4 protein-coding genes and 3 pseudogenes are annotated in these 4,761 nt (G+C 52.8%); 5 read left to right on the top strand and 2 right to left on the bottom strand.

The features are described 5' to 3' along the window. Positions 1-187: 187 nt before the first annotated feature. Positions 188-406: pseudogene (locus tag BHE85_RS10725) on the bottom strand (isochorismatase family protein); the annotation flags it as partial. A gap of 309 nt (positions 407-715) precedes the next feature. Here BHE85_RS10725 and aspS point away from each other — a divergent pair. The 4 genes and pseudogenes from aspS to ruvC all read left to right on the top strand — a co-directional run bounded on the left by aspS (position 716) and on the right by ruvC (position 4,382). After that, a pseudogene (gene aspS / locus BHE85_RS10720) lies at positions 716-2,487 on the top strand (aspartate--tRNA ligase). 117 nt (positions 2,488-2,604) lie between these two features. Continuing rightward, the gene (gene nudB / locus BHE85_RS10715; protein WP_011379170.1) at positions 2,605-3,057 is read left to right on the top strand and encodes a dihydroneopterin triphosphate diphosphatase; all 453 of its coding nucleotides are present in this window, start codon (positions 2,605-2,607) and stop codon (positions 3,055-3,057) included. A 28-nt stretch (positions 3,058-3,085) separates the two neighbouring features. Continuing rightward, positions 3,086-3,826, top strand: a complete 741-nt coding sequence (locus tag BHE85_RS10710) for a YebC/PmpR family DNA-binding transcriptional regulator (RefSeq protein WP_000907252.1) — start codon at positions 3,086-3,088, stop codon at positions 3,824-3,826. Between the two features lie 34 nt (positions 3,827-3,860). Next, entirely contained in the window at positions 3,861-4,382 is a 522-nt protein-coding gene (ruvC, locus tag BHE85_RS10705; RefSeq protein WP_001295503.1) for a crossover junction endodeoxyribonuclease RuvC, read from the top strand. A 1-nt stretch (position 4,383) separates the two neighbouring features. Here the strand turns inward: ruvC and BHE85_RS27410 are convergent. Further along, positions 4,384-4,461, bottom strand: a pseudogene (locus BHE85_RS27410) (YebB family permuted papain-like enzyme); the annotation flags it as partial. Positions 4,462-4,534: 73 nt separating this feature from the next. Between BHE85_RS27410 and BHE85_RS10700 the strand changes: the two are divergent. Continuing rightward, the coding region (locus BHE85_RS10700; RefSeq protein WP_057951205.1) for an IS3 family transposase at positions 4,535-4,761 on the top strand (227 nt) is incomplete at its 3' end.

The raw sequence follows: 4,761 nt of genomic DNA, 5'->3' as shown, positions 1-4,761 counted from the left end.
GAGCAGGTACCGGCATCCACGTTACAGACGGTCCCGGCAAAAGTGCCTGACCTGACCCCTATTAGCGGTTACCAGCGCCCCACCAGACCCGGTGACATCACCCCCCGGATCATGGACGACTGGGGGCAGTAATCATGCCGGGTCTGGCTGGCTAACACCCCATTATAAGGGGTACGAATAAAGTAACGGGGGCATCAACCGGCTGTTTTAATGCTTCGGCGTAATCGGCAGACCAGCCAACTCGCACCAGAAACACGGGCTGACCGCTGGCGCGAAATTTCGCCGCCAGCTTCCCGGCGCGATTAACTACCTCATCGGCAGTATGTGGACCACCGGCAAAAGGTAAGATGCCTTCTTGTAAATCGATCACCACCAACGCAGTGGTTTTAGCATTAAGTTCAAGCATGCTGACTCCTGAAAAAACAAAATCGTGCCTCACACCTTAATGCGATTAGCCGATGGCGGAACGACAAATTTTGTTAATTTTTATGAGTTCGGGCAACACCTTTATAGCAAACTGGCGTAGAGTCTGATTTCAGGCCCGATATAAAGTGGTAACGAGGCGTTCCAGCGCGGGCTAGGCTCTTACGGTGCGGCAGAATTTCCAGTATAATAGCCGCCTTTTTTCATTCAGTTGTGACATACAGCTAACGCTGCGACTTGGTCACCTGCGCAGCAGGGGGCATCCGCCGGCAGCTAAGTTAAGGGATATCTCATGCGTACAGAATATTGTGGACAGCTCCGTTTGTCCCACGTGGGCAGCAGGTGACTCTGTGTGGTTGGGTCAACCGTCGTCGTGATCTTGGTAGCCTGATCTTCATCGATATGCGCGACCGCGAAGGTATCGTGCAGGTATTTTTCGATCCGGATCGTGCGGACGCGTTAAAGCTGGCCTCTGAACTGCGTAATGAGTTCTGCATTCAGGTCACGGGCACCGTACGTGCGCGTGACGAAAAAAATATTAACCGCGATATGGCGACCGGCGAAATCGAAGTGCTGGCGTCCTCGCTGACTATCATCAACCGCGCAGATGTTCTGCCGCTTGACTCTAACCACGTCAACACCGAAGAAGCGCGTCTGAAATACCGCTACCTCGACCTGCGTCGTCCGGAAATGGCTCAGCGCCTGAAAACCCGCGCTAAAATCACCAGCCTGGTGCGCCGTTTTATGGATGACCACGGCTTCCTCGACATCGAAACTCCGATGCTGACCAAAGCCACGCCGGAAGGCGCGCGTGACTACCTGGTGCCTTCTCGTGTGCACAAAGGTAAATTCTACGCACTGCCGCAATCCCCACAGTTGTTCAAACAGCTGCTGATGATGTCCGGTTTTGACCGTTACTATCAGATCGTTAAATGCTTCCGTGACGAAGACCTGCGCGCTGATCGTCAGCCTGAGTTTACTCAGATCGATGTGGAAACTTCTTTCATGACCGCGCCGCAAGTGCGTGAAGTGATGGAAGCGCTGGTGCGTCATTTGTGGCTGGAAGTGAAGGGCGTGGATCTGGGCGATTTCCCGGTAATGACCTTTGCGGAAGCAGAACGCCGTTATGGTTCTGATAAACCGGATCTGCGTAACCCGATGGAACTGACCGACGTTGCCGATCTGCTGAAATCTGTTGAGTTTGCAGTATTTGCGGGGCCGGCGAACGATCCGAAAGGCCGTGTTGCCGCTCTACGTGTTCCGGGTGGCGCATCGCTGACCCGTAAGCAGATCGACGAATACGGTAACTTCGTTAAAATCTACGGCGCGAAAGGTCTGGCTTACATCAAAGTTAACGAACGCGCGAAAGGTCTGGAAGGTATCAACAGCCCGGTAGCGAAGTTCCTTAATGCAGAAATCATCGAAGCCATCCTGGATCGTACTGCCGCGCAAGATGGCGATATGATTTTCTTCGGTGCCGACAACAAGAAAATTGTTGCCGACGCGATGGGCGCACTGCGCCTGAAAGTGGGTAAAGACCTTGGTCTGACCGACGAAAGCAAATGGGCACCGCTGTGGGTTATCGACTTCCCGATGTTTGAAGACGACGGTGAAGGCGGCCTGACGGCAATGCACCATCCGTTCACCTCACCGAAAGACATGACTGCTGCAGAACTGAAAGCTGCACCGGAAAATGCGGTGGCGAACGCTTACGATATGGTCATCAATGGTTACGAAGTGGGCGGTGGTTCAGTACGTATCCATAATGGTGATATGCAGCAGACGGTGTTTGGTATTCTGGGTATCAACGAAGAGGAACAGCGCGAGAAATTCGGCTTCCTGCTCGACGCCCTGAAATACGGTACTCCGCCGCACGCAGGTCTGGCATTCGGTCTTGACCGTCTGACCATGCTGCTGACTGGCACCGACAATATCCGTGACGTTATCGCCTTCCCGAAAACCACGGCGGCAGCGTGTCTGATGACTGAAGCACCGAGCTTTGCTAACCCGACTGCACTGGCTGAGCTGAGCATTCAGGTTGTGAAGAAGGCAGAGAATAACTGATATGACTCAAATACACGAAATCATTCGCGTTGCATCAAGGCGGCAATTGAGTGAACTCCCATGAGCATAGATAACTATGTGAATGGGATGAGCGAAGGCAGTCAACGAAGAGGCAGCGTGAAGGATAAAGTGTATAAGCGTCCCGTTTCGATCTTAGTGGTCATCTATGCACAAGATACGAAACGGGTGCTGATGTTGCAGCGGCGTGACGATCCCGATTTCTGGCAGTCGGTAACCGGCAGCGTGGAAGAGGGTGAAACCGCGCCGCAAGCTGCCATGCGCGAAGTAAAGGAAGAGGTCACCATTGATGTTGTCGCTGAACAACTGACCTTAATTGACAGTCAGCGCACGGTAGAGTTTGAAATTTTTTCACATTTACGTCATCGCTATGCGCCGGGCGTGACGCGTAATACGGAATCATGGTTCTGTCTTGCGCTTCCGCACGAGCGGCAGATCGTTTTCACTGAACATCTGGCTTACAAGTGGCTTGATGCGCCTGCTGCGGCGGCGCTCACTAAGTCCTGGAGCAACCGGCAGGCGATTGAACAGTTTGTAATTAACGCTGCCTGAACAGGCAGGGCTATCTGGAGATATTTTTATGGCAGGTCATAGTAAATGGGCCAACACCAGACATCGTAAAGCTGCGCAGGATGCTAAGCGCGGTAAAATCTTCACTAAAATCATTCGTGAGCTGGTAACCGCGGCTAAGCTGGGCGGTGGCGATCCGGACGCTAACCCGCGTCTGCGTGCGGCGGTGGATAAAGCACTGTCTAACAACATGACCCGTGACACACTGAACCGCGCAATTGCACGTGGTGTGGGCGGTGATGATGATGCAAACATGGAAACCATCATCTACGAAGGTTACGGTCCTGGCGGCACGGCAATCATGATTGAATGTCTGTCTGACAACCGCAACCGTACCGTTGCTGAAGTGCGTCATGCATTCAGCAAATGTGGCGGTAACCTCGGTACAGATGGTTCCGTAGCCTATCTGTTCAGCAAAAAAGGCGTGATCACCTTCGAGAAAGGCGATGAAGACACCATCATGGAAGCAGCTCTGGAAGCAGGTGCTGAAGACGTTGTGACCTATGATGACGGCGCGATTGATGTCTACACTGCATGGGAAGAAATGGGTAAAGTGCGCGACGCTCTGGAAGCGGCAGGTCTGAAAGCAGACAGCGCGGAAGTTTCCATGATCCCGTCCACCAAAGCTGATATGGATGCAGAAACCGCACCGAAACTGATGCGTCTGATCGATATGCTGGAAGATTGCGACGACGTGCAGGAAGTTTACCATAACGGTGAAATCTCTGATGAGATTGCAGCGACTCTCTGATGAGGCCTGCTAAACAGCAAAACGGAGACGCGTGATGGCTATTATTCTCGGCATTGACCCGGGTTCGCGCGTGACCGGCTATGGCGTCATCCGCCAGGTAGGCAGGCAACTGTCCTACCTGGGTAGCGGATGCATACGCACCAAGGTGGATGATTTACCGTCTCGTCTGAAGCTCATCTATGCGGGCGTGACGGAAATCATCACCCAGTTCCAGCCAGATTATTTCGCCATTGAACAAGTCTTTATGGCCAAAAATGCCGACTCGGCTCTGAAACTGGGGCAGGCGCGCGGCGTGGCGATTGTGGCGGCGGTGAATCAGGAATTGCCGGTATTTGAATATGCGGCACGTCAGGTAAAGCAAACGGTGGTAGGTATTGGTAGTGCCGAAAAAAGTCAGGTGCAGCATATGGTCCGCACCTTGCTGAAACTGCCCGCTAATCCACAGGCGGATGCCGCCGATGCGTTAGCTATCGCGATTACCCATTGTCACGTCAGCCAGAATGCAATGCAGATGAGCGAATCGCGGCTGAACCTGGCGAGAGGGCGACTGCGTTAAGTTATACCGCCTCGGTCAGTTCAGGCTGAGGCGTTTCAACTCCCTCCGCGTGAATCAACACCAAACCCGGATGATGCCACTGAAGTGGCACACTGAATTTGGCCACCTGAACAGAGGTGATATGCTCACCTCAGAACAACACAGGTGCTCCAATGAAAAAAAGAAATTTTAGCGCAGAGTTTAAACGCGAATCCGCTCAACTGGTTGTTGACCAGAAATACACGGTGGCAGATGCCGCCAAAGCTATGGATGTTGGCCTTTCCACAATGACAAGATGGGTCAAACAACTGCGTGATGAGCGTCAGGGCAAAACACCAAAAGCCTCTCCGATAACACCAGAACAAATCGAAATACGTAAGCTGAGGAAAAAGCTACAACG

The sequence above is a fragment of the Shigella sp. FC1567 genome (assembly GCF_001743015.1).
Lineage (GTDB): Bacteria > Pseudomonadota > Gammaproteobacteria > Enterobacterales > Enterobacteriaceae > Escherichia > Escherichia coli.
Note: the sequence above shows the minus strand (reverse complement) of the source record. Positions and strands in the feature narration are given on the sequence as shown.